This window comes from Pseudoalteromonas sp. AOP31-A2-14, assembly GCF_052378035.1.
Classification (GTDB): domain Bacteria; phylum Pseudomonadota; class Gammaproteobacteria; order Enterobacterales; family Alteromonadaceae; genus Pseudoalteromonas.
In genome coordinates, this window is record NZ_JBQSXI010000001.1 from 1,624,278 (window position 1) to 1,648,761 (window position 24,484).

At 40.6% G+C, this 24,484-nt stretch carries 24 protein-coding genes; 14 read left to right on the forward strand and 10 right to left on the reverse strand.

Annotation, left to right across the window (positions count from 1 at the left end; genetic code table 11):
* Positions 1-128: 128 nt before the first annotated feature.
* Complete coding sequence (fabA, locus tag ACT3S9_RS07540) at positions 129-644, forward strand: bifunctional 3-hydroxydecanoyl-ACP dehydratase/trans-2-decenoyl-ACP isomerase (protein ID WP_441834779.1); 516 nt, start codon at positions 129-131, stop codon at positions 642-644.
* A gap of 75 nt (positions 645-719) precedes the next feature.
* Here fabA and rmf read toward each other — a convergent pair whose 3' ends face one another.
* Complete coding sequence (rmf, locus tag ACT3S9_RS07545; RefSeq protein WP_441834758.1) at positions 720-890, reverse strand: ribosome modulation factor; 171 nt, start codon at positions 888-890, stop codon at positions 720-722.
* A 438-nt stretch (positions 891-1,328) separates the two neighbouring features.
* Here rmf and acuR point away from each other — a divergent pair, with 438 nt between their 5' ends.
* The 3 genes from acuR (at position 1,329) to ACT3S9_RS07560 (ending at position 3,547) form a co-directional block, all read left to right on the forward strand.
* Positions 1,329-1,964: an acrylate utilization transcriptional regulator AcuR gene (gene acuR / locus ACT3S9_RS07550; RefSeq protein WP_441834759.1), complete on the forward strand. Its 636-nt coding sequence runs from the start codon at positions 1,329-1,331 to the stop codon at positions 1,962-1,964.
* A 48-nt stretch (positions 1,965-2,012) separates the two neighbouring features.
* The gene (gene acuI / locus ACT3S9_RS07555; protein ID WP_441834760.1) at positions 2,013-3,008 is read left to right on the forward strand and encodes an acrylyl-CoA reductase (NADPH); all 996 of its coding nucleotides are present in this window, start codon (positions 2,013-2,015) and stop codon (positions 3,006-3,008) included.
* 122 nt (positions 3,009-3,130) lie between these two features.
* Positions 3,131-3,547 carry a VF530 family DNA-binding protein gene (locus ACT3S9_RS07560; RefSeq protein ID WP_441834761.1) on the forward strand — a complete coding sequence of 139 codons (417 nt, stop codon included), beginning with the start codon at positions 3,131-3,133 and terminating at the stop codon, positions 3,545-3,547.
* 82 nt (positions 3,548-3,629) lie between these two features.
* On the opposite strand, the gene ACT3S9_RS07565 is transcribed toward ACT3S9_RS07560, so the two are convergent.
* The 9 genes from ACT3S9_RS07565 to ACT3S9_RS07605 all read right to left on the reverse strand — a co-directional run bounded on the left by ACT3S9_RS07565 (position 3,630) and on the right by ACT3S9_RS07605 (position 13,914).
* Positions 3,630-4,019, reverse strand: coding sequence for a DUF3859 domain-containing protein (locus ACT3S9_RS07565; protein ID WP_441834762.1), 390 nt, complete (start codon positions 4,017-4,019; stop codon positions 3,630-3,632).
* A complete protein-coding gene (locus tag ACT3S9_RS07570; RefSeq protein ID WP_441834763.1) occupies positions 4,012-5,832 on the reverse strand; it encodes a protein kinase domain-containing protein in 1,821 nt (606 codons plus the stop codon). Before ACT3S9_RS07570 ends, ACT3S9_RS07565 begins: the two co-directional genes overlap by 8 nt.
* A gap of 463 nt (positions 5,833-6,295) precedes the next feature.
* Positions 6,296-7,069, reverse strand: coding sequence for an SDR family oxidoreductase (locus ACT3S9_RS07575; RefSeq protein WP_441834764.1), 774 nt, complete (start codon positions 7,067-7,069; stop codon positions 6,296-6,298).
* A 9-nt stretch (positions 7,070-7,078) separates the two neighbouring features.
* Positions 7,079-7,969 carry a 3-hydroxyisobutyrate dehydrogenase gene (mmsB, locus tag ACT3S9_RS07580; RefSeq protein ID WP_441834765.1) on the reverse strand — a complete coding sequence of 297 codons (891 nt, stop codon included), beginning with the start codon at positions 7,967-7,969 and terminating at the stop codon, positions 7,079-7,081.
* A gap of 4 nt (positions 7,970-7,973) precedes the next feature.
* Positions 7,974-9,119, reverse strand: coding sequence for an enoyl-CoA hydratase/isomerase family protein (locus ACT3S9_RS07585; RefSeq protein ID WP_441834766.1), 1,146 nt, complete (start codon positions 9,117-9,119; stop codon positions 7,974-7,976).
* On the reverse strand, positions 9,119-9,898 hold the full coding sequence (locus tag ACT3S9_RS07590; RefSeq protein WP_441834780.1) for an enoyl-CoA hydratase: 780 nt from the start codon (positions 9,896-9,898) through the stop codon (positions 9,119-9,121). The genes ACT3S9_RS07585 and ACT3S9_RS07590 overlap by 1 nt, the downstream gene beginning before the upstream one ends.
* A gap of 10 nt (positions 9,899-9,908) precedes the next feature.
* Positions 9,909-11,066, reverse strand: coding sequence for an acyl-CoA dehydrogenase family protein (locus ACT3S9_RS07595; RefSeq protein WP_441834767.1), 1,158 nt, complete (start codon positions 11,064-11,066; stop codon positions 9,909-9,911).
* A gap of 89 nt (positions 11,067-11,155) precedes the next feature.
* A complete protein-coding gene (locus ACT3S9_RS07600; RefSeq protein ID WP_444750866.1) occupies positions 11,156-12,646 on the reverse strand; it encodes a CoA-acylating methylmalonate-semialdehyde dehydrogenase in 1,491 nt (496 codons plus the stop codon).
* A gap of 86 nt (positions 12,647-12,732) precedes the next feature.
* The gene (locus ACT3S9_RS07605; protein WP_444751107.1) at positions 12,733-13,914 is read right to left on the reverse strand and encodes an acetyl-CoA C-acyltransferase; all 1,182 of its coding nucleotides are present in this window, start codon (positions 13,912-13,914) and stop codon (positions 12,733-12,735) included.
* A 316-nt stretch (positions 13,915-14,230) separates the two neighbouring features.
* Here ACT3S9_RS07605 and ACT3S9_RS07610 point away from each other — a divergent pair, with 316 nt between their 5' ends.
* The 10 genes from ACT3S9_RS07610 to ACT3S9_RS07655 all read left to right on the forward strand — a co-directional run bounded on the left by ACT3S9_RS07610 (position 14,231) and on the right by ACT3S9_RS07655 (position 24,454).
* Positions 14,231-14,665 carry a MerR family transcriptional regulator gene (locus ACT3S9_RS07610; RefSeq protein WP_444750867.1) on the forward strand — a complete coding sequence of 145 codons (435 nt, stop codon included), beginning with the start codon at positions 14,231-14,233 and terminating at the stop codon, positions 14,663-14,665.
* A gap of 40 nt (positions 14,666-14,705) precedes the next feature.
* Positions 14,706-15,881: an isovaleryl-CoA dehydrogenase gene (locus ACT3S9_RS07615; protein ID WP_441834771.1), complete on the forward strand. Its 1,176-nt coding sequence runs from the start codon at positions 14,706-14,708 to the stop codon at positions 15,879-15,881.
* 11 nt (positions 15,882-15,892) lie between these two features.
* Positions 15,893-17,503, forward strand: a complete 1,611-nt coding sequence (locus ACT3S9_RS07620) for a carboxyl transferase domain-containing protein (RefSeq protein ID WP_444750868.1) — start codon at positions 15,893-15,895, stop codon at positions 17,501-17,503.
* A gap of 11 nt (positions 17,504-17,514) precedes the next feature.
* The gene (locus tag ACT3S9_RS07625) at positions 17,515-18,285 is read left to right on the forward strand and encodes an enoyl-CoA hydratase/isomerase family protein (RefSeq protein ID WP_444750869.1); all 771 of its coding nucleotides are present in this window, start codon (positions 17,515-17,517) and stop codon (positions 18,283-18,285) included.
* Between the two features lie 8 nt (positions 18,286-18,293).
* A complete protein-coding gene (locus tag ACT3S9_RS07630; protein ID WP_441834774.1) occupies positions 18,294-20,261 on the forward strand; it encodes an acetyl-CoA carboxylase biotin carboxylase subunit in 1,968 nt (655 codons plus the stop codon).
* Complete coding sequence (locus ACT3S9_RS07635; RefSeq protein ID WP_441834775.1) at positions 20,261-21,202, forward strand: hydroxymethylglutaryl-CoA lyase; 942 nt, start codon at positions 20,261-20,263, stop codon at positions 21,200-21,202. Before ACT3S9_RS07630 ends, ACT3S9_RS07635 begins: the two co-directional genes overlap by 1 nt.
* A complete protein-coding gene (locus tag ACT3S9_RS07640) occupies positions 21,202-21,903 on the forward strand; it encodes a CoA transferase subunit A (protein ID WP_441834776.1) in 702 nt (233 codons plus the stop codon). Before ACT3S9_RS07635 ends, ACT3S9_RS07640 begins: the two co-directional genes overlap by 1 nt.
* A 12-nt stretch (positions 21,904-21,915) precedes the next feature.
* Positions 21,916-22,572 carry a 3-oxoacid CoA-transferase subunit B gene (locus ACT3S9_RS07645; protein ID WP_441834777.1) on the forward strand — a complete coding sequence of 219 codons (657 nt, stop codon included), beginning with the start codon at positions 21,916-21,918 and terminating at the stop codon, positions 22,570-22,572.
* Between the two features lie 258 nt (positions 22,573-22,830).
* A complete protein-coding gene (locus ACT3S9_RS07650) occupies positions 22,831-23,709 on the forward strand; it encodes a LysR family transcriptional regulator (protein WP_441834778.1) in 879 nt (292 codons plus the stop codon).
* 268 nt (positions 23,710-23,977) lie between these two features.
* Positions 23,978-24,454 carry a hypothetical protein gene (locus ACT3S9_RS07655; protein WP_441992954.1) on the forward strand — a complete coding sequence of 159 codons (477 nt, stop codon included), beginning with the start codon at positions 23,978-23,980 and terminating at the stop codon, positions 24,452-24,454.
* Positions 24,455-24,484 lie beyond the last annotated feature (30 nt).

Consider the following 24,484-nt stretch of genomic DNA (forward strand, 5'->3'; position numbering starts at 1 on the left):
TATAGTTAACTTACAAAGTTAACTGGTGATTTTTCAGGCGAAATGTCTATTTTTTTAACTGCTCCGAGTTGTTTAGCGTACAAGTGTACGCTAAAGTACTAGGCAATTTCTAAGCGATGAAAAGTGTTATGGAACCTAAAAATAGTTATACAAAAGAAGATTTGATCCTATGTGGTCAAGGTGAAATGTTTGGTGAAGGCAACTGCCGTTTACCAATTGACAACATGCTAATGATGGACCGTATCGTTTCAATCACTGATGATGGTGGTGAATACGGTAAAGGTCAAATTGTTGCAGAGCTAGATATTAATCCAGACTTATGGTTTTTTGATTGCCACTTTAGAGGTGACCCGGTAATGCCTGGTTGCTTAGGGCTTGATGCTATGTGGCAATTAGTCGGCTTTTTCTTAGGTTGGTCTGGTGGTCCTGGTCTTGGACGTGCACTAGGTGTGGGTGAAGTAAAATTCACAGGCCAAATTCTACCTACGGCTAAAAAAGTAACTTACCGTCTTGAAATGAAGCGTGTAATCAAGCGTAAGTTATTCATGGGAATGGCTGATGGTATAGTCGAAGTCGATGGCCGAGTAATTTATGAAGCAAAAGATTTAAAAGTCGGTCTGTTTCAAGATACCAGCGCGTTTTAATATATAAACGCATAACAAAAACGCCCCAACATTATCGTTGGGGCGTTTTTGCTTAAATAAGAAGGGTTATAACCATTATATTTTGTATAAGTTTCGGTTATCAATGGCCTCTCGCCACCCACCTAACCATTCTGACTTCGGATCCACTTGTTGATACGGACAATGTTCTTTAGAACGTCCTGCTAAACCTGCTTTAAAGCCTTGAGAGTGAGCTCTTTCTAAACGATCTCTCTTCTGTCTCTTCATAGGTAAATCCTCACCTTTTATTGTATATTTGTAGTGCAAATCACATCTACATCTAATGAATAGTAAATAAAAGTGTTAATTTCAAACCACAAAAGCAATTAAAAAAATTGACTTTAACTAAGTTGCTGATGCAAAAATGAATTAACATTAAAAAAAGTAAAGTGGTCATACCTTAAAAAGGTGATGACCAAAAACGTTCAAAATAAATACGATTTAATAATCTAAAAATTGCATTTAACTGCAACATTTATGACCTAAGGCTTTAGCAAGAGTTCCTATAAAAATCGCAACAATGACAATTTCATTACACATTTAATCTAAGCTTCTGACTTTTTGAATTTATTTGTATTGAGTTAAAAGGCTGGTTAAAAAACAACTTGCAATAAAATACGATCGGTCTAATATAACAATGTGTTTTTAAACTTAATGGTTAAGGCAATGACTACAGTACCTGATATAACACCACGCAGAGGCAGGCCACCAAAGGTTGCTCGCAGTAATAGTGATACCCGCGCACTGCTGATTCAGACGGGAGTTGAAACATTCACTGAGTTTGGTTTTAGTGCTACAGGTATAGATACTGTTCTTAAGAAAGTCGGTGTTCCAAAAGGCTCTTTTTATCATTATTTTAAAAACAAAGAAGCTTTTGGCTTAGCTGTAATTGACGCATACGACGATTACTTTATAGCCAAGCTAAGTCGTTATCTCAAACAAGATAATATCCCTCCCTTGGAGCGCATTATTAACTTTACCCAAAGTGCAAGCGCTGGCATGAAGAAATACAACTTCAAACGTGGTTGTTTAGTGGGTAATTTAAATCAAGAGCTGAATCACTTAAGCAGTGAATTTAAAACCCGGTTATTAAAAAGCTATAGCTTATGGCAACTTGAAGTTAATCATTGCCTTCAGTTAGCTAAACAACAAAAAGCAATTGCTGATGATGTTGATACTCAAAAAATGAGTGAGTTCTTTTGGCTCGGTTGGGAAGGTGCAGTTATGCGGGCTAAGCTATTGAATAACGCTTCTCCACTTATTTTGTACACAGAAATGTTTTTACGTGCGCTGCTTAGGTAGTGCTTTTTTATTTATCAATTTAAAGACGATCGGTCTAAAAGGTGCGATATGAAGAATGTAACTAAAGCAATCATGGTCAACAAAGATGAAAATACCCCCTACTCGGCTTCGTATTGTGATGTTTCCACTACTGATATGCCAAGTAATGATGTTGATGTTGATGTACTTTACAGCTCTCTTAATTATAAAGATGCACTGGCAATAACTGGAAAAGGACCTGTTGTTCGTAGCTTCCCCATGATTCCAGGGATTGATTTAGTCGGTAAAGTGACTCACTCTGATAGTTCTGAGTTTTCTGTTAACCAGTACGTGTTACTAAATGGTTTTTCTGTTGGAGAAAAATATTGGGGCGGACTTGCACAAAAAGCGAGCTTAAAGAGCGATTGGTTGATCCCTTTACCAGAACAATTAACTCCAAAACATGCAATGCAAATTGGTACAGCTGGATACACCGCTATGTTAAGTATTATTGCCCTTGAAAAACAAGGAATAAAACCTGACTCTGGTGATATATTAGTCACAGGCGCTAGTGGTGGCGTTGGTAGTTTTGCAATATATCTACTTAATAAATTAGGCTATCGCGTAATCGCAGTAACAGGCAGATTAAAAGAGAAAGGCTATTTAAAACAGCTTGGCGCAAGTGATGTTCTATCAAGAGAGGACTTTTCCGTGCCCGGTAAACCACTTGCTAAAGAACGTTTCATTGGCGCAATAGACTCAGTAGGTAGTCATACTTTAGCGAATGTATGCGCCTCATTAAAATATGGCGGTGTTGTTACAGCTTGTGGCTTAGCACAAGGAATGGACTTCCCAGCTTCCGTAGCGCCTTTTATCTTACGTGGTATATCCTTAATAGGTATTGATAGTGTAATGCGTCCAAAACATGACCGCATTGAAGCATGGCAGCGTTTGGCACAACTTGTCGACAGCGATTATCTCGATACCATAAGTAAAGAAATTAGCCTTGAGCAAAGTATCGAACATGCCCAATACTTGCTCGCCGGCACTTTGCGAGGTCGCGTTGTAGTTAAGTGCAATGAATAGCATTTAAACATGTTGAGCTAATTGTTTGGTTCAAGAAAATATAGCCCTATTTAACTTAAACCTATTAAACAGGGCTAAAGCAATTTATACTTGCGCTTGTTTAAAGTAATCAGGGTGAAGCAATGAGTAACGAAAAAATTTTTGGAAATAATCCACTACAAGGTGTAAAGCTTGAACAGGTAGTGTCCGAGCTTGTTGACCAATACAGCTGGGAGTTGCTTTATGCTTATATGCAACTTAATTGTTTTAAGACTAACCCTGATTTAAAGTCGACAGTTAAATTTTTACGTAAAACACAATGGGCGCAAGACAAGGTTGAAAATTTTTATTTATATCGCTTAAAAAATCTACCCAAACCTGATGATGTGCAATACCAATTACCACCCCGCGATCGTGTTATACCAGAAGATCACAAACCCGGTGAGCCTTGTGAACTAAGCTTTAGTGATGCAAAACGAATTCAAGCTAAAAAAGAAGCGAAAGATCGTGCGCGTACACGCAAACAACGCTCTAATGCTAGCAACCCTTGGGGTAACTAAGCGCGTTTATGCGGGGTTCTAAACGCCCCGCTAATCATTATTTATACTCTATTGCTCTTCATAAGGCATTTTTGTTGCAGCTCTAGGAAAGTTTAACTTTAAATGTTTTCTCAGCAATGATTTTACCATTTAATTCAAGTGTCATTCGCCAATCACCTACTTTATTTTCTATCGGTGCCCATAAAGTATCACCTAGATAAAAGTCCCAATTATTATCTTTTACATACTCAACACCATTAAAAGGTGGCATTACTTCACCGTCTTTATCCGGTATATCTGGATGATAAATGCAGTAATGTAGTTTTTCACCCTTTGCTTTTTTAATATTAATAATAAAACCAAATTCAATATCAAGCTGCGCATTTACCTTGGTTGTAAAAGCTTCAATCTGCGGTAAGGCCTTAGACTTCTCGTCCCAATGTGTATAAATACCATAGCTTTGCATGTTGATTATCGGTGTTGATTTAGCCATTAATCTCTCTGGGGTTTTTTGGATAAAAATGATCGTTTTGCTTTACACATAAATTAAATTCTCGGGTATTTTTATAAGGTAGCTTCATAAAACCTGCTACGCCAACATCGGTTATACTCACGGCATATTGCATTAACTTATCAAGCAAGCGCTTAAATTCCCCCTCTTTACTTGCATCAAGTAATCGGTAGTAATGGTGTATTTTCATCCTATCTGGCAAGGCTTCAAAGATAATACATCCGGTATGATGAATTTGATTAAGTTCAAAGACACAGCGGATTACTTTTTTAGGAAGTTGTAATTGCTCATCAGGATCTTTACCGTCTTCAAAATAAGAGTGTGGTCTTGTTACATCAGCCGCAGTAACATCCATTACTTCATAATTTAATTCGGGTAACTGGTCAAACTTAAAAGCCCCAGTGCCATCACGCTCTAATTGAATAGTTCTACGGGCATCAAATAAACAACATTTAAATAAGCCTTTTTGGCTTATCCCTTGCGCCAGCATTACAGTGTTATTTATTGCATCAGTAAATGCTAAATCAAGATTTTCATCGTGCATAATTAAAGATGATTCAACGAATAATGAGTCTTGTTTCCAATGAAAGCTTAGGCCCCCTACTACAGGATATTTTGCTAAGCGACTTATTGAAGCTAGAAAGGCTTTTTCTGTATCACCGGTATCAAATAAAAACTCTTTATAATACCTATCTAATTGGGCATCGTTTACGTCAAGTAAGTGATGTTCATGATCAGCTTGGCGTAAAAACTGTTTTCGTGAGCTATAAACGACAGTATCAGGCAAATCGTCTGTTTCACTATACCAAAAAGGAATGATCGCTCGCACAGCTTGGCGTTGTAATTCAGGTAAATATGCTTTAGCAATGCTTGGCATATTTCGCATAAAATAATTACCAGCGTCATCACGCGTGGCTTTATCTTTTGCCAGCATGCCGTCAATAACTTTAGCAAGCTCTTGCGGTAGGTATAAACTGGTTGCCGGGATCACACTTGCACCAAACCGACATGATTGCGCTGAAGCGAGTGCATATAGTGTAGCTGCTACTCCTTGCTCATCAAAACGCGGGGAAGATTTTTCCCCCGACATTTGAGCTTCACCGATAAAGTACACATCACCCATTCGTGCATTTGTTGTACTTAAATCTGCAGACATTAAATCCATAAAGTTGCTAGCTATAGGGTTTCCATCACTATCTACTTGGGCATACACAGAGCTCCCCCAGTCAACCAGTGATAGCTTATGGTACGTTTCGTCATAAACGATATTCGAAGGCTTGATATCACCATGGACTATAGGCTGGGGGGTGATGCCATTTTTATGATTACGTAAATCAAGCAGTACATTGCGCAACTTTAAAGCCAGCGCCATTATTTGTGCTGCGTTAAAACGCCCTTGCTTTAGGGATATTTTTTCCAGATCCTCCCCAAGAGCGCGCTCCATCATCAGAATGCCCTGCTTTTTTATACGCTCAAAAGCATAAAACTCGGGTACTAAAGGGTTATTCACTTGTGAGAGCATATAGGCTTCATCCTCAAGCCTATCTCGTACACTTTGCGCAAGTGTTATTCGGGAAAATTTAAAAACCCACGGTTTTCCTTCGTCATCAATTCCTGCGAACACGAAACCAAATGCCCCAGAGCCGATCATTTCAACGTCACTATAACCAAGGTTAGTAAGCTGTTTAATACAGATATTTAACCATTGGCGATGTTTTTTCGCATCATGATGGGAGAGCAAATAAACCGATTGCTCTTCATTGATATAAAAATTGCGGATTTCTTTGGGGTTCACTACACAAACTCAGTTTAAAGTAAAGCAGCTACTCATCTGGGTAGCTTTCAATTATTGATTTTATAATCGTTAATTACAAGCTTTAAGCCTGTTGTTTAAAATGTAAAACTTTAGTTTTATCAAAAATAAGCTGTTTCTGTACCCGCGCTATTAATTTATTAAATTAGCAATTAATTTTTACCAAAAGCGTGTTTCACCATTCTTTTTAGTTAAGTAAAAAATTATACCCAACCGCGTAGTAACTCTAAAGTAATAAACAAAGGTGCTGAAAACTATTTACGAATAAAAGTGAATAAGTTTGCACATTAAAGATCAACAATAATAACCAGCTAATTCTAACAAATTAGAATATAAGATGTTAGTAAACATAATTTAACTTTATAAACGTAGTACAAAAGGCATAACTCAATTAAAGTTATGCCTTTTTAGTTAAACTAATCATTGATTTACTTCATGAATTGTTTTACAAACGAATACCGCCGTCTATTTCAATTACACGACCAGAGAAAAAGTCGTTTTCAACAATATATTTCGCTGTTTGAGCAATTTCATCTGCTTCGCCAAAGCGCCCAACCGGTGTTACTGCAAGCATACGTTGCTTTGCTTCTGGCTTCATGGCATCGGTCATCTTGGTGCGTATAACACCAGGGGCAATCGCACCAACACGAATGCCAAACCGGCCAAGTTCTTTAGCCCACCCTGTAGTCATTGACACCACACCGGCTTTGGATGCCGCGTAGTTAGTTTGCCCAATATTACCCGCACGGGCAACACTCGACATATTGACAATTACGCCGCCTTTGCCTGACTCAATCATATGACTTGCAGCTTCACGTCCTGCTAAAAATACCCCAGTGAGATTAACATCAATCACTGATTGAAATTGTGACAATGACATTTTATCTACAACTTTTCCCTCTTTGGCTTTAATAAACATGCCATCTCGTAGAATACCCGCATTATTAATAAGCACCCCGATGTAACCAAAATCGGCGTTAATGGTATTAAAAGTATTGACCATTTCGTCTTCGTCAGTCACATCAGCAGCGTACGCTTTAACGGTTGTGCTGTGTTTAGCCGTGTGAACACTTAGCATAGCAACAGCGTCGTCAAGTATTGATTGCTGCATATCAATAAGGGCGATATTAGCGCCCATAACTGCAAATTTTTCAGCCATTGCCAAGCCTAGTCCTTGTGCGCCACCAGTAATTACAATGTTGTTGTTTTTAATATCCACAACACACTCCTACTTTGAAAATAATTTAAATATGGCGCTAAAGTCATCACTTCCTGCGCCTTTGTGTTGTAGCATAGTGTATAAGTTCTTAGCCATAGCACCCATTGGCGTAACCGAGTTACTTTGCTGGGCTGACTCCATCGCAAGGCCTAAATCTTTAGCCATTAAGTCGACCATAAAGCCCGGTTTATAATCATTACTTGCGGGGCTATTTTCCATCACACCAGGGCATGGGTTATAAAGTTCAAGTGTCCAATTTCGCCCAGAACTTGCGGCCATAATATCGCTAAGCACTTTGACATCTAAACCATTATTAATACCCATTTGTAGAGCTTCGCTGGTACCCGCCATTAAAATACTCAGCAGCATGTTATTGCAAATTTTAGCGACTTGTCCTGCCCCCACTTGCCCGGCATGGAAAATATTTTTCCCCATATCATCAAGAGCCGATTTTGCTTTGGCAAAATCACTTTGTTCACCACCGACAATAAAGGTAAGCGTACCTGCGGTTGCACCTGAAACTCCTCCTGATACTGGTGCATCCACAAAGCTAATGCCCTTAGCGCCAAGTTCACTGCCGACATGGCGTGCCGATTCTGCATCAATAGTTGAACAATCTACTACTAAAGTGTTTTCAGCAAGTGCATGGATAAGCCCAGCTTCGCCTAAATAAAGTGATTTAACATGCTTACTCGCAGGTAGCATACTAATTAGTAGCTCAGCACCTTTTGCACATTCACTGGCGCTTTTTGCCGCTATTGCGCCTTGCTTTTCAAGGTCGGTCACAGCCATCTCATTTAAGTCAAAGACTCTTACAGTGTGGCCTGCTTTAATTAGATTAGCTGCCATTGGGCCGCCCATATTACCTAAGCCGATAAAACCAATCGTTAATTTAGCCATTATATTATCCTTGAGTTAACAGTTTAAGTGGGTGAGCTTGTTCATCCCATCGTGGTGTGAAAAAGCTAGCTAACAGTGCTTCATCAATTTCATTAATCGACTTAAACTGCCAGTTAGGTTTTCCGTCTTTATCAACTAACAAAGCACGTACACCTTCTTGAAATTCACCCACTTCAGCACAACGAACTGAAATACCTAGCTCCATTTTAAAACACTCTATAAGCGTTTTATGTTGAGAGTTTTTAAGCTGTTGCTCAACCAATGCAGAGCTTAATGGACAACCATGCGCTAATGCTTTTTGTGCTCGTAATAGCCACTTATCATCCGTTTCAAGACCGTGGATGTAATCAACTTTACTTTGTAAATCATTAAATTTGCCCAGCTTTTGAATTGTGGCTAAATTAGCTTTTACATTCCCCTTTGGCATACGACCTGATAAACTTTCTATTTGAATAAGTAACTTGGTAAGTTTGTCATGGTTAAGTGATGAAGTTTTACTCCACTTTTCACTAACTATCGCGCTTAAAATACTCTCGTACTTGTCGCTGCTTGCATAGTGATCGGCAAGCTTCACGAACAATGCATCGTCGCAATTCATTGAAGCAGATGTTAGCCCTAAAAATAAACCGACTTGTTCAGGCATTTTATGTAAAAAATAACTGCCACCAACATCCGGATACAATCCTATAGTTTGCTCAGGCATAGCAATACGCGAAGTTTCGGTTACCACGCGGTGGCTAGCACCTGCCATTAAACCTAAGCCGCCCCCCATTACAATGCCATTACCCCATAGTAATATGGGCTTGTCATAGCAATGAATTAAGTAATCTAAGCGATACTCACAAGCAAAGTAATCTTGAATATAGTTTTCGGGTTGCTTGGTTTTCATAACCCCATGCAAGCTTACAACATCCCCGCCTGCACAAAAGGCTTTATCACCTGCGCCCTTTAAAATGACCATCGCAATAGCATCATCATCTGCCCACAATCGCAATTGGGGTTCTAATAACTTGATCATGTCAAAATTAAGAGCGTTAAGTGCTTTAGGCGAATTTAAAGTCGCAATACCAATTAAGCTGCCATTATCTGCACTTGCAGTTTCAAACATCACAGGTGCATCAGCCTCATTTAATAGTGTTAAATCAACCATTATCCGTTTACCCAGTTTGCTTTGCGTTTATCTAAAAAGGCATTCACGCCTTCGCGCTGATCTTCGCTATCAAACAAGCCAATAAATAACTCACGTTCAAGTGGTAATACATTGGCCATTGGTTGAGTACGCCCTTTTTGTATTAGCGTTTTACAAGCACTTACTGCAACAGGACTTTGCTCAGCCACTTGGTTGGCAAGTTTTAAGGCGCTTGTAAAGCTTTCACCTTTAGCAACAACTTCTTCGACAAGGCCTATTTGTAAGGCTTTATCTGCTTTTAGACGCTCGCCGCATAAAATCATTCGTTTTGCCCAGCCTTCGCCGACAAGCCAAGCAAGGTTTTGTGTACCACCGGCGCACGGTAACAAGCCCACTTTAGCCTCAGGCAGTGCCATTTGAGTTTGCTCTTCTGCAATTCGAATATCGCAAGCAAGCGCAACTTCAAGACCCCCTCCCATGGCATAACCATTAATTGCCGCGATTGAAACTCCACGAAAATTGCTCAGTGCTTCAAATGCATCACCAAACACTTTTGACATAGTAGCAGCAACGCCTTTATCGCCTTCGGCAAACATATTTAAATCTGCACCGGCACTAAAAAATTTTTCACCTTCACCAGTTAATACCAATGAATATATATTTTTATTATCGTTCAATTCATAAACTGTATTTTTTAAAGTGGTTAAGGTGTCTTCAGTCCATGTATTTGCTGGCGGATTATTCATGGTCAATATGGCAACATGACCTTCAATAGTTAAATCTATACTTGGGTTTGACATCATAGTCTCCTTATAAAATATCGCTGGCAGATTCGGCTAAAATACAACGCGCAATGATCACACGCATAATTTCGTTCGTTCCTTCTAGTATTTGGTGAACACGTACATCACGCACATGACGCTCAAGCGGGTATTCTTTGATATAACCGTAGCCGCCGTGAATTTGCAGCGCATCATCACATACTTTAAAGCCAACATCGGTAGCAAAGCGTTTTGCCATGGCGCAATAAGTTGTTTTTTCACTATCGCCGGTATCAAGCTTAAAGGCAGCTAATCTCACCATTTGGCGTGCTGCAACTAGTTCAGTGTTCATATCAGCCAGTTTAAATTGCAATGCCTGAAATGCAGCCAAAGGCTTACCAAATTGATGACGTTCTTTTAAGTATTCACGGGCTGTATTTAAGGCTGCTTGCGCTGTACCTAGTGAACAGGTCGCGATATTAATTCGCCCACCATCTAAACCTTGCATAGCAAATTTAAAGCCTTCGCCTTCGCTGCCTAATAAGTTATGCGCAGGAATACGTACTTCTTCAAAACTAATTAAACGAGTCGGTTGAGCGTTCCAGCCCATTTTTTCTTCGGCTTTACCGTATTCAACACCACTTGCATCAGCAGGTACTAAAAATGCTGAAATACCTGCAGCACCTTCGCCGCCAGTACGCGCCATAACAACAAGCACCTCTGTTTCTCCTGCACCAGAGATAAACATTTTTGAGCCACTTATTACATACTCATCACCTTCGCGTACAGCTTTGGTTTTAAGTGACGCAGCATCTGATCCTGAGCCAGGCTCGGTTAAACAATATGATGCTAGTAACTTGCCCATTACTAATTGCTCGCAGTACGCTGATTTCACTTGCTCTGTGCCAAAGCTTGTGATCATCCAGGTTGCCATATTATGGATAGTTAACATCGCAGTAGTAGCTGTGCAGCCCATAGCTAATTGTTCGAAAATAATGCTCGAATCAAGACGAGAAAGACCTAAACCGCCCGCTTCTTCTGGGCTGTAAAGTCCACAAAAACCAAGTTCACCTGCGGCTTTGATAGTGTCTTTTGGAAAAATATGTTCGCGGTCCCATTTAGCTGCATGTGGCGCAAGCTCAGTTTGTGCAAACTGGCGAGCCGTATCGGCAAAGGCTTGTTGATCTTCGGTTAAATTAAAGTCCATGATAGACCTCTTATTTTAAATTGTGTGTTGTCAAAATAGTGATGAACGTTAATAACTTAGCGTTCATCTTTTTTATTGTTTTAAGTTGATTATTTAAGGTTAATACTCATATTTGGGCCTGAGGCAATATCATCTTCAAACCAACGAGAGGTAACCGTTTTTGTCTCGGTGTAAAAGCGAATGCCTTGTTTGCCGTAAGTATGCTGGTCGCCATAAAATGAGCCTTTCCAACCTGTAAACGAGAAGAACGGCAGCGGCACAGGAATTGGTACGTTAATTCCTACTTGTCCTACCTCTATTTCATGTTGGAATTTACGCGCTGCTGCACCGTTTGAGGTAAACAACGACGTACCATTACCGTATGGTGACGCATTAATAAGTGTTATCGCCTCTTCAAGGGTATCAACAAACATACAGGCGAGTACTGGGCCAAAGATTTCTTCTTTGTATAAGTCCATTTCGGTGGTGACATCGCTAAACAACGTTGGACCTACCCAGTTACCTTGCTCGTAACCTTCTACCATGTAATCTGAGCCATCAATCAAACACGTTGCACCTTGTTTTTTACCGCCAGCAATAAGCGATAAAATACGCTTTTTTGCCGCTTTTGATGTTTGAGGGCCGTATGCGGCGTCTTTATCATCCCAAACTCCAGGACGAACGTTTTCAAAACCGGCTTTAATATCATCAACCCAGTCTTTTGCTTGGCCTACAAATACTCCAACTGAAATACCCATACAACGTTGACCTGCCGCCCCTACTGAAGCACCGACAAGGTTGTTAACCACATGCGATTTACTTGAGTCTGGCATAATTACCATGTGGTTTTTAGCACCCACACATGCTTGTACACGCTTTAAATTAGCAGTGCCTTTTGAGTAAATATATTCACCTACACCACAGGAGCCTACAAACGAAATAGCACGCACAATTGGATCTTCTAATAAACGGTCAACTTGCGGCTTAGTACCATGTACAACTTGTAATACGCCCTTTGGCGCGCCTGCTTCAACAAATAGTTCAGCTAAGCGCATTGGCGTTAATGGATCTTGTTCAGAAGGTTTTAAAATAAAGGTATTACCGCACACAATGGCTAAAGGAAACATCCAAAGTGGGATCATCGCAGGAAAGTTAAACGGCGTTACACCAGCACAAACACCCAATGGTTGCATATAAGATACAGTATCTATTTTACGTGCCACGTTTTCCATCGTCTCGCCCATCATTAATGAAGGGGCATTAGCCGCTTGCTCAACAACTTCAATACCACGCCAGACATCACCTTTTGCATCTTCAAACGTTTTACCTAGTTCGTGGCAAATAATGGTTGCGAGCTCGTCGTGATGCTCTTTTAAAAGCGCTGCGTACTTCATCATTATGCGGGCACGCTCTGAAATAGGCACTTCTTTCCATGCTTTAAAGGTTTCAGCGCCAGAGCTAATAGCTGCATCCATTTCAGCGTCTGTAGCACAAGGTACTTTTGCTAGTACCTCTTGATTAGCAGGGTTGATCACGTCAATTAATTCTTTTGAACTTGATTGGGTAAATTCGCCGTTTATGAGTAATGGTACTTGGTGCATAATGCACTCCTCGTCTGAGGGTAAATAGTGAAACCGCAGCTAGTTATTATTAAAAGGCACTGCGGCTGTGAGAGATTAAAAATGTATTAATAGGCTTCAACTGCCATTGCCACGGCTTCGCCACCACCGATACACAGTGAAGCAACTCCTTTTTTAAGACCTTTATTTTTAAGAGCATGAACTAAGGTAACTAAAATTCGTGCACCACTGGCACCAATTGGGTGACCTAATGCACAAGCGCCGCCATTAACATTTACTTTGTTTTCATCAAGTTTTAGCTCATTAATTGCAAGCATAGTTACCATTGCAAATGCTTCATTAATTTCCCAAAGGTCAACGTCATCGACGCTCCAACCCGCTTTTTCAAGTAGTGACTTCATAGCGCCCACAGGAGCTACAGTAAATTCACTTGGCGCTTGAGAATGCGTAGTGTGTGCAACAATTTTACATAAGGGGGTTAAATTTTGTGCTTTAGCGTCTAATTCGCGCATTAATACCAGTGCAGCTGCGCCGTCTGAAATTGACGAAGAATTTGCCGCGGTTATAGTGCCATCTTTTTTAAATGCAGCGCGCAAGTTTGGAATTTTATCAGGGCGTGCATTGCCTGGTTGCTCGTCAAAGCTCACGGTTACATCACCTTTATGGGTAGAAATTGTATGCGGCGCCACTTCGTTACTAAAAGCCCCACTTTCTATCGCTGTATTAGCTTTAGTTAACGAGCCAACCGCAAAATCATCCATTTGTTTACGACTAATACCGTATTGATCGGCAGTGTCTTGTGCAAAACAGCCCATTGCTTTGTTATCGTAAGCATCTTCAAGGCCATCGCTCATCATATGATCTTTAATTTCACCGTGGCCCATACGCATTCCGCCACGCGCCTTAGGAATAAAGTAAGGCGCGTTACTCATACTTTCCATACCGCCAGCAATTGCGCTATTAATAGAGCCTGCTTTGATTAAATCATGAGCCAACATAGCGGCCTTTAAACCTGAACCACATACTTTATTAATGGTCGTTGCCCCCGTACCTTGTTTTAGACCTGCTTTAAGCATTGCTTGGCGCGCAGGTGCTTGGCCAAGGCCTGCGGGCAGTACACAACCCATAATTACTTCATCAATCGATTCGGTATTTAAACCCGCGTCAGCTAGGGTACTTTTAATTACAGTAGCGCCAAGTTCAGTGGCATCAGCTCCACTTAGTGCGCCCATAAAGCCCCCCATTGGGGTGCGTTTTGCTGCTACAATAACAATGGCATCGGTAGTCATAATTGGCTCCATGTTTTTGGTTATCATTTATCAATGAATTAATAAACTAATTTAATTCTTTGTATAAAAGCATACATAAGATTTACGTTTACGCCAACGTAAATCTAAAATTAACGTTTTTGCGGTAAATTAAACTGTAAAGTTTTTTGTTTTTTGTGTTTACAGTAACAAAAAACACCCTGCAAAGGGTCATATAACATATAAAGTAGCTTAGGCACTTCCATTTTTTATAAGTCTAAAGTATAAGCTAGAGATACCCCTTTACCTTTACGTAAACTTCACTTATATTGGGACTATTAGAATGAGGGAACACAACATGAAACAAGACAATCAAACAAATTTTGAAAGCTCTGCGGCAGAGCCTGCAAGCCACGAACAAACGTTTAGTATTAGTGAATTAGCTAAAGAATTTGATATTACAACCCGCTCAATTCGCTTTTATGAAGACCAAGGCTTGATCTCACCTGATCGTAACGGCCAAACCCGCATTTATTCAAAACGTGACAAAGTACGCTTAAAGCTTATTTTACGCGGCAAGCGTTTAGGTTTTACACTGGCTGAAACAGGTCGCTTGTTTGAACTTTATGATGCAGATAAATCAAGTGCCAAGCAATTAGTGACTATGCTTGATTTAATTGCAGATAAAAAAGCTGATTTAAGCCAACAGATGGATGACATTAAAGTTGTTTTAATGGAATTGGTTACAGCAGAACGTCGTTGTCGTGAAACCCTCAACAACTTAGACGACTAACCTATTACTAATCGTCACAGACTCTCACAGGAACTTATTTATGAGCACTATTTCCCTTTATAAAGAAATGAATTTTGGCCTTGGTGAAACCGCTGATATGATCCGCGATCATGTTAATAGTTTTGCCAGTCAAGAAATCGCGCCACTGGCTGAAAAAACTGATATAGACAACGAGTTTCCAAATCAGTTATGGCCACAACTAGGTGAAATGGGCTTATTAGGAATGACTGTCTCTGAAGAGTTTGGTGGCGCAGGCTTAGGTTACCTTGAACATGTAATTGCAATGGAAGAGGTAAGCCGCGCAAGTGCCTCTATTGGTTTAAGCTATGGCGCGCATTCAAATTTATGTGTTAACCAAATTAACCGTAACGGTAATCAAGCACAAAAAGAAAAATTCTTACCTAAGTTAATTAGCGGTGAGCATATTGGTGCATTAGCTATGAGCGAACCTAATGCAGGCTCTGATGTAGTTTCAATGAAACTTAAAGCCGAGAAAAAAGGCGATAATTACGTACTTAACGGTAATAAAATGTGGATCACTAACGGTCCTGATGCACACACCTTTGTTATTTACGCAAAAACTGATTTAAACGCCGGCGCTAAAGGGATTACTGCCTTTATTGTTGAAGCTGACACTCCTGGGTTTTCAACAGCCCAAAAGCTCGACAAATTAGGTATGCGTGGCTCAAATACCTGTGAGCTCGTATTTGAAAACTGCCAAATACCAAAAGAGAACATTTTAGGTAACTTAAACGAAGGCGTTAAAGTATTAATGAGTGGCCTAGATTATGAACGCGTAGTTCTCGCGGCAGGCCCACTTGGCATTATGCAAGCGTGTATGGATATTGTTGTACCTTATGTACACGAGCGTAAACAGTTTGACACCCCTATCGGCCAGTTCCAACTTATTCAAGGCAAGATAGCCGATATGTATACACAAATGAACGCGGCTCGTTCGTATGTTTATACTGTAGCACGTTCATGTGATCGTGGTGAAACCACCCGAAAGGATTCAGCAGGCGCTATTTTATATGCTGCTGAACTTGCTACTAAAATGGCTCTTGATGCGATTCAAATTTTAGGCGGTAATGGTTATATAAACGAGTACGCAACGGGTCGATTACTACGTGACGCAAAGCTTTATGAAATTGGTGCGGGCACTTCAGAAATTCGCCGCATGTTAATTGGTCGCGAACTGTTCACTGAAAGCCGATAGGATAAAACGCTATGACGATTTTAAAATCGAGTGTTAACCCACACGACCCACAGTTTGTAAAAAATCATCAAAACATGTCAGCTTTGGTCGATGACTTACAAACGCAAGTAAATCAAATTAGCCAAGGCGGTGGAGCTGCACTTATTGAGCGTCATCAAGATCGCGGTAAGTTATTTGTACGCGACCGTGTTGAAACACTATTAGATGAAGGATCTCCTTTTCTAGAGATTTCACAATTTGCTGCATTTGGCGTTTATGAACAAGCGATTCCATGTGCCGGTGTTGTTGCCGGTATTGGCCGTGTTAAAGGCGTTGAATGCATGATTGTGGCAAATGATGCCACCGTAAAAGGCGGTACTTATTTTCCGCTCACCGTTAAAAAGCATTTACGCGCACAAGATATAGCCGAGCGCTGTCACTTACCCTGTATTTATTTAGTCGATTCGGGCGGTGCAAACTTACCTGAGCAAGACGACGTATTCCCTGACAAGCTGCATTTTGGACGAATTTTTTATAACCAAGCACGTATGTCAGGTAAAGGCATTCCACAAATAGCGGTGGTAATGGGTTTGTGTACTGCAGGCGGTGCGTACGTACCTGCCATGGCAGATGAAAGCATTATAGTAAAAGATCAAGGCACTATATTTTTAGCAGGTCCGCCGCTTGTAAAAGCCGCGACTGGTGAAGAAGTAACTGCCGAAGAACTAGGCGGCGCCGACGTTCACTGTAAAACATCAGGCGTTGCCGATCATTACGCTGAAAATGACGAGCATGCGCTTTCTATTGCTCGCCAATGTATTGAACGCATTAATTATCAACGCCCTACTGCACCATTACTTGCTGAGGACGTAAAACCACCACGTTACGATATTAACGAACTTTACGGTGTTGTTGGCACAGACCTTAAAAAGCCATTTGATGTGCGCGAAGTTATAGCCCGTACTGTTGATGATTCGTCATTTGATGAATTCAAACGCTATTTTGGCGATACCTTAGTCACAGGTTTTGCAAAAATATATGGCCACCCTGTCGGTATTGTCGCTAACAATGGCATCTTATTTAGTGAGTCTGCACAAAAAGGTGCTCACTTTATTCAACTATGCGCTCAACGAAATATTCCACTGGTATTTTTGCAAAATATTACCGGGTTTATGGTAGGTAAAAAATACGAAGCCGAAGGCATTGCTAAACACGGCGCAAAAATGGTAACAGCGGTTTCATGTGCTGACGTGCCAAAATTCACCATATTGATTGGTGGTTCTTATGGCGCTGGCAACTATGGTATGTGCGGCCGTGCATTTGAACCCACTATGATGTGGATGTGGCCAAATGCCCGTATTTCTGTGATGGGTGGTGAACAAGCCGCCGGCGTTATGGCACAGGTAAAGCAAGATGGTTTAGTCCGTAAAGGCGAAAACATGACTGAAGAACAAATTAGTGAATTTAAAAAGCCGATTGTTGATCAGTACGAGAAACAAGGCCACCCCTATTATGCCAGTGCCCGCTTGTGGGATGACGGTATTATCGACCCAGCTGATACACGCAATGTATTGGGGCTTGCGCTTAGCGCTGCTAAAAATGCACCTAAACGTGATTCTCAGTTTGGCGTATTTAGAATGTAAAGGAGCGCAGCATGTCAGTAACACTACAAATAACTAAATCAAATGTGGCTGTACTCCTATTAAGCCGCCCTGAAAAACGAAATGCCTTTAACGAACAAGTCATTCACGAGCTAATTCAATGTATTGAGCATGCAAACACGCTTAATATTCGTGCTTTAGTATTAAAAACCGAAGGTAAACATTTTTCAGCTGGTGCGGATTTGAATTGGATGAAGTCTATGGCTGAAAACGACTTTAGCGAAAATTTGGCTGACTCTAAACAACTCGCTAAATTAATGCATGTCTTAGCTACCTGCCCACACCCAACGATTTGCGCAGTTCAAGGCGCTGCTTTTGGTGGTGCGCTGGGTTTAATTGCCTGTTGTGATATTGCTCTTTGTAAAGACGATGCGCAATTTTGTTTAAGTGAAGTTAGGCTTGGCCTTATTCCAGCTGTTATAAGCCCTTACGTTATTAAAGCAATTGGGGAGCGCACCGCACGCCGTTATTTTTTAACCGCAGAAGTATTTGATGCGCACACGGCTAAAAGCTTAGGGCTTATTCATCAAATAACAGGCGATTTAGACTGTGCGGTCCAAAAGATATTAGAAACACTATTAGACAATGGTCCATTGGCTGTTAAAGCCGCTAAACAGCTTATAAATGACGTTGCAGGGCATGAAATAAACGGCCAGATTATTAATTTAACTGCTGAGCGAATTGCAAATATTCGTGTTTCCGATGAAGGTCAAGAAGGCCTTAGTGCCTTTTTTGAGAAACGTGCCCCTAACTGGCAGAAGTAGGATTACCCATGACAACATCTAGATTACAAAAAATCCTTATCGCAAACCGTGGTGAAATTGCCTGTCGGGTTATGCGCACCGCAAAGTTAATGGGATTAAGCACCGTTGCTGTTTATTCTGATGCAGATAAAAACGCTCAGCACGTTAAACTCGCCGATGAAGCATATCACATTGGCGCTGCGCCAAGTAAAGACTCGTACTTAGACATTAAAAAAATACTTTCAGTCGCTAAGCAAGCGGCCGTTGATTGCATTCATCCAGGGTATGGTTTTTTATCTGAAAACAGCGAGTTTGCTAAAGTATGTGAAACCAATAACATTGCATTTATTGGCCCACCAGCAAGTAGTATTGAAGCTATGGGCTCAAAAACACGTGCAAAAGAAATTATGGCAGCAGCCAATGTACCCTTAGTACCTGGTTATTATGGCGATAACCAAGACGCCGAGTTTTTACATGCTGAAGCTGAAAAAATTGGTTACCCAGTACTTATTAAAGCGGCCTTTGGCGGCGGCGGTAAAGGCATGCGCGTGGTTGAAAACAGTAAAGAATTTATGGACGCACTAGAAGGCGCCAAGCGCGAAGCCATTACAGGTTTTGGTAACGATCTTGTATTACTTGAGCGCTATGTCAATAAACCACGCCATGTTGAGGTTCAAGTGTTTGCTGATAGTCACGGCAACTGTGTTTATTTAGGCGATAGAGATTGCTCATTACAGCGCCGTCACCAAAAAGTAATTGAAGAAGCCCCTGCTCCAGGTTTGTCTGACGCGTTACGCAAAGAAATGGGTGAAGCGGCTGTACGCTGCGCGCAAGCGATTAACTACCGCGGCGCGGGTACTGTTGAGTTTTTATTTTGTGGTGATGAATTTTTCTTTATGGAGATGAACACCCGTTTACAAGTAGAACACCCGGTTACAGAAATGGTGACTGGCGTAGATTTAGTTCAATGGCAAATAAATGTCGCAGCAGGTAAGCCGCTTCCTTTAAAGCAAGCTGATATACAAACGCAAGGCCATAGTTTTGAAGCGCGTATTTATGCAGAAGATCCAAGCAATGACTTTATTCCTTGCTCAGGGTATATAACAGCGTTGAACATACCTGCTGAATCTGAGTTTATACGTGTCGACACTGGTGTTGCCTGTGGCGATGAAATAAGTCCATTTTACGATCCGATGATCGCAAAATTAATTGTACACGATGATAACCGTGATGCTGCTCTTGGGCGTTTATCAACAGCACTTGAGCAATTTCATCTAGCGGGCTTTAGCTGTAACGTAAACTTTTTACATACCCTTGCAAACCACGAAGTCTTTAAGCAAAGCGCACCAAACACGCATTTTATTGCCGATGAAGGTAAAGAACTCGTCGCCGTCGATACTGATCTTACAAAAGTAAGTACTATCATTGCTGCTTTTAGCTATGCTGTTGGATTAGCTGGATGCGAGGCGAATGCATGGCAACAGTTATCGGGTTTTAAATTAAATAGCGCCAGAGTCATCAAAATACCGTTTGTTGATCACGATGAAATCACAGCCACTAAAACCGCTGAGGGCTATACAATCAGTCTTCAAGGGGTTGACTATACAGCATCAGGTACTGTGAATAATAGCTTGTGGAATGTATTTATTAATGGTGATAAACACACCGCTCATGTCTATAGTACAGGTGCTGACATTACTGTAATGGTAAACGCACTACAGGCACATTTTGAGTTATTAAGTAAACACTATATTAGTGACCATGAAAGCGATGCCCTTCCGCTTGCAGCCCCACTTAATGGTACTGTTGTGAAGCACTTAATGGCGATTGGCGATACTGTCACCAAAGGTAACGCAGTGGTAATTATTGAAGCCATGAAAATGGAATACACCTTAACTGCGCCACACAATGGTGTATTAAAAAGCTACTGCTTCGCTGAAGGTCAACTAGTGAGCCATGGCAACCTTCTTGCTATTGTTGAGGATGAGGAGGCGTAATGGCTGACAGTGCAAACAACCTACCAAAACATGTCCGTATTGTTGAAGTCGGCCCTCGTGATGGCTTACAGAATGAAACAAGTGTTAGTACAGATGACAAGGTAGCGCTTATCACCGCTTTAGCAAAAGCGGGATTGAAAGATATTGAAGCTGGCGCCTTTGTATCCCCGAAATGGGTGCCTCAAATGGCTGACTCCACTGACGTAATTAATCAGCTAAATAAGTGCCCGGAACTTAATAATATAAATTTTAGCGCGCTTACGCCAAACTTACGCGGCGGCGAATCAGCTCATCAAGCAGGCATTAAAGAGTTTGCAATTTTTACCGCTGCCAGTGAGGTATTTTGCCAAAAAAACATTAACTGCTCAATTGATGAAAGTATCGACCGCTTTAAAGATGTGATGGACTTTGCTAAACAGCATGATATTCGCGTACGGGGCTATGTTAGCTGCGTTATGGGGTGTCCATATCAAGGTGATGTTGATATTGCAGATGTACTCAAAGTATCACAGCGACTACTTGAAATAGGCTGCTATGAAATAAGCTTGGGCGATACCATTGGAGTTGGTAATCCAAAAAAAGTAAATGCTCTACTAGACTTGCTATTAACGCATATTGATAAGTCCAAGCTTGCTGTACATTTTCATGATACTTACGGCCAAGCGCTCACAAATATTTACACGGCCCTAAACCGCGGTATAGCAACAGTTGACAGTGCAGTGTCTGGCCTTGGTGGTTGTCCTTATGCTAAAGGTGCGTCAGGGAATGTTGCCACCGAAGATGTTGTTTACTTACTACAAGGACTTGGCATTGAACATGGAATTGATTTAGAAAGACTAGCTAAAGCAGGTTGGATTATTTGTAGCACACTCAATAAACAACCCATGAGCAAGGTTTCTCTTGCGCTTAAAAACACCGTGAATAATGAAGGAGTAAGCTAATGGCCGGTTTCGATAAAGTAGTTTCAAGTTATGAAGCTGCAATGGCAGGTTTAAAAGATGGCGATACGGTTATCGCTGGAGGCTTTGGTCTTTGTGGTATTCCTGAGGGCTTAATTGCTGAAATAAAAAGAAAACGAACTCAAGCTCTTACGGTGGTATCAAACAATTGTGGAATCGACGATTTTGGTCTGGGCATTTTATTAAAAGACAAACAAATTAAAAAAATTGTGGCTTCTTATGTAGGTGAAAACGCCCTATTTGAACAGCAATTACTAAGCGGTGAAATTGATGTCGTACTTACCCCTCAAGGCACACTTGCTGAAAAAATGCGTGCGGGCGGTGCTGGAATACCTGCATTTTATACCGCCACAGGTTATGGCACACCGGTTGCTGAAGGCAAAGAAGTAAAAGAATTTGATGGTCGCCCGTATATTTTAGAAGAGTCGATCACGGGTGAGTTTGCAATTGTAAAAGCGTGGAAAGCAGACCGTTATGGCAATTTAGTGTTTCACCATACCGCGATGAACTTCAACCCAATGGCCGCCACAGCAGGTAAAATTACGGTCGCCGAAGTAGAAGAAATTGTAGAGCCAGGTGAACTTGAGCCAAGCCAAATTCATACTCCAGGTATTTTTGTTAACCGCGTGATTAAAGGTAATAACTTTGAAAAACGCATTGAACGTATCACTACTTGCGATTAAGGAGCAATAACAATGGCATTATCACGTGAACAAGTTGCGATGCGCGTAGCAAAAGAACTACAAGATGGTTATTACGTTAATTTAGGCATTGGCATCCCTACTCTTGTGGCAAACTATGTTCCAGACGGTATCGAAGTAATGTTACAATCTGAAAATGGTCTATTAGGCATGGGTGCCTACCCGAGTAAAGATGAAGTTGATGCTGATATGATCAACGCGGGTAAAGAAACCGTGACAGCAGCGACAGGAGCTGCCATATTTAATAGTGCAGATAGCTTTGCCATGATACGGGGTGGTCATGTAGACTTAACTGTATTGGGCGCGTTTGAAGTAGACCAGCATGGCTCTATTGCATCGTGGATGATCCCTAAAAAGCTGATAAAAGGCATGGGCGGCGCGATGGACTTAGTCGCTGGTGCAAAAAATATTATTGTTACGATGACTCATGCTAGTAAGCATGGAGACTCTAAGTTATTAGAAAGTTGCACTTTACCGTTAACTGGGGTTAACTGTGTAAAGAAAATCGTAACTGATTTAGCCGTGCTTGAAGTAAAAGGCGGCGCATTTCATCTAATTGAACGTGCACCAGGTGTCTCAGTCGATGAAATAATTAGTAAAACAGCAGGTAAATTACTTGTTGACGGTGACGTTCCTGAGATGGCTGTTTAAGCCACCAACTAACCCTGTACCGACCTCATTCCCAGTGCCAATGGCGCTGAGTTACCCAAAATCCCTCGCAAGAGGGATTTTTTTTAGTTATTATTCACAGCCTATTTGCACTTCTATGATGCACATTTTATTTTAAAACATTATTTTGGTAATAAAATGCTGATATGATCACTCATTATTGGGCTATTATACACTTAACAAGTTGGGTCATTAATTGCTTAACTTATAATATTAATGAATGGATGAAATAGAGTTATTATGCAAACGCCTATTCGTGGATTACGCTCATTTTGTGTCGCAGCAAAAAGCTTAAGTTTTAAAGAAGCTGCAAATCAGCTATTTTTAACCCCTTCAGCCGTAAGTCATCAGATAAAGCAATTGGAAGAACAATTAGGTATAGATCTATTCGAGAGACAAACTCGCTCAATTAGTCTCACCTCAGCCGGTAAAAACTTTTACGATTCCGTATCGCCTTTAGTTAAAGCACTTGAAAGTACTATTAATGAATTTAGTCAGCTACAAGAAAACGTTAGTATTAGCATCACCCTACCTGAGTTTTTTGCCAGCGAATTATTAATGCCTAAACTGAGTGCATGGACTACCGAGCATCCTAATATTAATTTACAGCTAAATACCATGAAAACCAGAAAAGAACTGAGTCAGCTAAGCGATGTATCAGTTGTTTTATCATCATCCAAGCCTATTGACGGTTTAGTACATGAGTTATTCGCTCTTGAATATATCCCTGCATGTAATAAACAAAACCTACAGCGCTGGAAAGAAGATCCACTCGATGCTTTAAACCAAGTCCCACTGATCTTACATAAATCTCGTCCATGGTCTTGGCATCAATGGGCTGATCATGCGGGTGTTGATGATTTTTCACCTAAGCAAATTATCCAAATAGACAGTATGTTTGGGGTGACTCGCGCCGCCCAACAAGGTATGGGCATTGCTTTAATTCCTCTACCTATTAGTCAAACTTGGCTTGATGAAGAATGGCTCCATAAATTAACGGATATTCCATATAAAACGAAAGACAAATATTATCTTGTCCAGCATGAGTCTAACCAAAGTAACCCATCACTAGACTTATTTACAAAATGGATGGTAGATACGTTTCAGTATTTAAAATAGATATAAAATACCGTGGTGCTCTGTATTAGTGCATAAAGTAGGTAACTCTTGAACCCTACTTAATTATGCTCAACTTTAGCAACACCTCTTTGGAAGTTAAAATTTATTACAACTTTAATTTTGCTCTTTAAGTTAAGCATAAGACTAAAGTCTACAAGTTAGAAAAATTCACTCATTAGGTTTATTTTTATCGTTTGTCGCATTGAGGCTAAGATCCTAGAATTTAATTGTTGGCGATGAACACCAACTTAACCAGAGGATTTTTATTATGTTTAACCCACTTTTGAAACGCATTGCACTTACCGCTCTTTTAACTTGTTCAGCTGTAGCAGTCGCTGATCAAAGTGACTATAAGTTAATGGTTATTAAAGACTTGCAAACATCTCAGGCAATTATTTCAGGCCAGTACGAAACTGTATTAAGTAGTAATGTAGAACAAAGTATTGATTTAGAACGTAAATATGAACTTGCATTTAACCGCTGCGCCGCAAATATAAAAATGAAAAAATTTGTCGATGCAGAAACGTTATGTACACAGGCAATTACCTTACTAAAAAACAGTAAAGTACCTGGCTATAAGCGTCGTGAATTAACTTCTTTTGCATTAAGTAACCGTGGCATCGCACGTATAATGGCAAATAATAATACGGCTGGACTATCAGATTTTTATGAAGCAGTTAATGTTTCAGGTAACGATTTGGTTTCACATAACCTTAATCGCGCTAAACAGAATTTATCGCTTTAATACTAAATACCCTATACTAGACAAATAAAA

Bases quoted from the DNA above. Each gene is read 5' to 3' on its own strand.
- fabA (WP_441834779.1), top strand. From the start codon at position 129: ATGGAACCTAAAAATAGTTATACAAAAGAAGATTTGATCCTATGTGGT.
- rmf (WP_441834758.1), bottom strand. From the start codon at position 890: ATGAAGAGACAGAAGAGAGATCGTTTAGAAAGAGCTCACTCTCAAGGC.
- acuR (WP_441834759.1), top strand. From the start codon at position 1,329: ATGACTACAGTACCTGATATAACACCACGCAGAGGCAGGCCACCAAAG.
- acuI (WP_441834760.1), top strand. From the start codon at position 2,013: ATGAAGAATGTAACTAAAGCAATCATGGTCAACAAAGATGAAAATACC.
- ACT3S9_RS07560 (WP_441834761.1), top strand. From the start codon at position 3,131: ATGAGTAACGAAAAAATTTTTGGAAATAATCCACTACAAGGTGTAAAG.
- ACT3S9_RS07565 (WP_441834762.1), bottom strand. From the start codon at position 4,019: ATGGCTAAATCAACACCGATAATCAACATGCAAAGCTATGGTATTTAT.
- mmsB (WP_441834765.1), bottom strand. From the start codon at position 7,969: ATGGCTAAATTAACGATTGGTTTTATCGGCTTAGGTAATATGGGCGGC.
- ACT3S9_RS07585 (WP_441834766.1), bottom strand. From the start codon at position 9,119: ATGGTTGATTTAACACTATTAAATGAGGCTGATGCACCTGTGATGTTT.
- ACT3S9_RS07590 (WP_441834780.1), bottom strand. From the start codon at position 9,898: ATGTCAAACCCAAGTATAGATTTAACTATTGAAGGTCATGTTGCCATA.
- ACT3S9_RS07595 (WP_441834767.1), bottom strand. From the start codon at position 11,066: ATGGACTTTAATTTAACCGAAGATCAACAAGCCTTTGCCGATACGGCT.
- ACT3S9_RS07600 (WP_444750866.1), bottom strand. From the start codon at position 12,646: ATGCACCAAGTACCATTACTCATAAACGGCGAATTTACCCAATCAAGT.
- ACT3S9_RS07605 (WP_444751107.1), bottom strand. From the start codon at position 13,914: ATGACTACCGATGCCATTGTTATTGTAGCAGCAAAACGCACCCCAATG.
- ACT3S9_RS07610 (WP_444750867.1), top strand. From the start codon at position 14,231: ATGAAACAAGACAATCAAACAAATTTTGAAAGCTCTGCGGCAGAGCCT.
- ACT3S9_RS07615 (WP_441834771.1), top strand. From the start codon at position 14,706: ATGAGCACTATTTCCCTTTATAAAGAAATGAATTTTGGCCTTGGTGAA.
- ACT3S9_RS07620 (WP_444750868.1), top strand. From the start codon at position 15,893: ATGACGATTTTAAAATCGAGTGTTAACCCACACGACCCACAGTTTGTA.
- ACT3S9_RS07625 (WP_444750869.1), top strand. From the start codon at position 17,515: ATGTCAGTAACACTACAAATAACTAAATCAAATGTGGCTGTACTCCTA.
- ACT3S9_RS07630 (WP_441834774.1), top strand. From the start codon at position 18,294: ATGACAACATCTAGATTACAAAAAATCCTTATCGCAAACCGTGGTGAA.
- ACT3S9_RS07635 (WP_441834775.1), top strand. From the start codon at position 20,261: ATGGCTGACAGTGCAAACAACCTACCAAAACATGTCCGTATTGTTGAA.
- ACT3S9_RS07640 (WP_441834776.1), top strand. From the start codon at position 21,202: ATGGCCGGTTTCGATAAAGTAGTTTCAAGTTATGAAGCTGCAATGGCA.
- ACT3S9_RS07645 (WP_441834777.1), top strand. From the start codon at position 21,916: ATGGCATTATCACGTGAACAAGTTGCGATGCGCGTAGCAAAAGAACTA.
- ACT3S9_RS07650 (WP_441834778.1), top strand. From the start codon at position 22,831: ATGCAAACGCCTATTCGTGGATTACGCTCATTTTGTGTCGCAGCAAAA.
- ACT3S9_RS07655 (WP_441992954.1), top strand. From the start codon at position 23,978: ATGTTTAACCCACTTTTGAAACGCATTGCACTTACCGCTCTTTTAACT.